This window comes from Actinomycetospora sp. (assembly GCF_055612215.1).
On record NZ_JBVPVA010000384.1, the window covers coordinates 1 to 1,955 of the forward strand.

3 protein-coding genes are annotated in these 1,955 nt (G+C 76.1%); all 3 read left to right on the forward strand.

Annotation, left to right across the window (positions count from 1 at the left end; genetic code table 11):
* The first annotated feature begins 259 nt into the window (after positions 1 to 259).
* Complete coding sequence (locus tag AC0CYZ_RS11010) at positions 260 to 427, forward strand: hypothetical protein (protein WP_472215184.1); 168 nt, start codon at positions 260 to 262, stop codon at positions 425 to 427.
* Positions 428 to 454: 27 nt separating this feature from the next.
* Positions 455 to 1,204, forward strand: coding sequence for an IclR family transcriptional regulator (locus tag AC0CYZ_RS11015; RefSeq protein WP_472215186.1), 750 nt, complete (start codon positions 455 to 457; stop codon positions 1,202 to 1,204).
* Between the two features lie 79 nt (positions 1,205 to 1,283).
* Positions 1,284 to 1,955: ferredoxin reductase (locus tag AC0CYZ_RS11020; RefSeq protein WP_472215189.1), on the forward strand; the 672-nt coding region annotated here is incomplete at its 3' end.

Below are 1,955 nucleotides of genomic sequence, written 5' to 3' on the forward strand. Positions count from 1 at the left end.
TCATCGCGGTCGTCGTGATGAACAGGATCGTCAGGACGGCCCAGGGCATGGGGTTGCGCGTCGGGTCGGTGCGGTGCAGGTGCACCGCGCGCCAGGCGGCGAACGCGGCCGCGAGCACCAGCACGACGCGCACCGCGGTGATGGCCGCGAGCCACGGGGCCGGTCCGGTACCCACGCCGCAGGACGGTAGGGACTCCGGGCGCCGCGGTGGGGTGGTTCGGGAGGATTCCCCGGACGCCGGGACCGGGCAGCCCCGGCCATGAGCGAGCCGTCCAGCGCCCCGCACGACACCAACCGCTCCGACCAGCGCGGCGAGGCGGCCCCCGAGGCGTCGTCGCCCCTCGTCGACTCCGGCGGCGGGCAGCCCGACGACGAGGGCCGCCACGTCGAGCAGGACGTCGAGGACAACGCCGACCTCGACGGCTAGGTCCCGGCCGCGCGGCACACTGGGGCGATGGCGCGGTCGTCGTCGGGGGAGTCGGTCCTCGAGCGGGTGGTCCGCATCCTCGAGGCGTTCACGCCGGAGGACCGGGCGCTGACGGTGGGGGAGGTCTCCCGCCGCGCCGGCCTCCCGCTGGCGACCGGCTCCCGCATGATCGCCGACCTCGTCGAGCACGGACTGCTCAGCCGGGACACGGACCGGCGGGTGCGGGTCGGAACGCGGCTGTGGGCGCTGGCATCCCGCGCGTCCCCGACGCTGTCGCTGCGCGAGCTCGCCATGCCCGTGCTCGAGGACCTGCTGCGCGCGGTCGGCCACCACGCGCAGCTCGGTGTGCTCGACGGCGACGAGGTGCTCTTCGTCGAGCGCCTCTCCACCGAGCACGCGGTGATCAACTACACCCGCATCGCCGCTCGGCTGCCGATCCACGCCTCGTCGTCGGGACTGGTCCTGCTCGCGCACGGTCCGGCCGAGCAGCAGCAACGGGTGCTCGACGGGCCGCTGCCGCGGTTCACCCCGGCGACCATCACCGACCCCGGCGAGCTGCGCCGGCGGCTGGCCGACGTCCGCAGGCAGGGGTTCGTGCTCTGCCCCGGCCACCTGCACCCCGACGCCACCGGGATCGCGGTCCCGGTCCGCGACGAGACCGGGACGGTCGCGGCCGCCGTCTCGGTGATCGTGCCGAACGACGAGCACGCCCGCGGCCACGTCGCGACCCTGACGGCGGCCGCGCGCCGGATCGAGCGCCGGCTCCGCTCCCATTGAACGAGATCGCCGTTCCGGGGTGCCCCCGCGCCCCGGCACGCTCGTCGTCACGACGCACGCACTGGCGAGGAGGCCGAGCATGCAGGTCACGGCGGACCGGCTGACGGTCGTGGACAAGGCCGTGGTGGCCGACGGGGTGGTGAGCCTGGCCCTCGCCCGCGCCGACGGGTCGCGGCTCCCGGACTGGGAGCCCGGCGCGCACGTCGACGTCACCCTGGCCTCGGGACAGACCCGGCAGTACTCGCTGTGCGGCGACCGCTGGGACCCGTACCGCTACCGGGTCGCGGTGCTGCGCGAGCCCGACGGCCGCGGCGGCTCCGCCTACGTGCACGACGTGCTGCGGGTCGGCGACCAGGTCGTCCTCGGCGGGCCGCGCAACGACTTCCCGATGGTCCCGGCCGCCCGCTACGTGTTCGTCGCGGGCGGGATCGGGATCACCCCGCTGGTCCCGATGGTCGTCCAGGCGGCGCGCGTCGGCGCCGACTGGGAGCTGCTCTACGGCGGCCGGCGGCGCTCGTCGATGGCCTTCCTGGACGAGCTCGCCCCGCACGGCGACCGGGTCCGGACCGTCCCGCAGGACGAGGCCGGGCTGCTCCCGCTCGCCGAGGTGCTGGGCCGGGCGCGCACCGACACCGTCGTCTACTGCTGCGGGCCGGCGCCGCTGCTCGCGGCCGTCGAACGCACCGTCGCCGACGCCGGGTGGGAGCGCCACCGGCTGCGCACCGAGCGCTTCGTCGCCGACGAGCCGCCG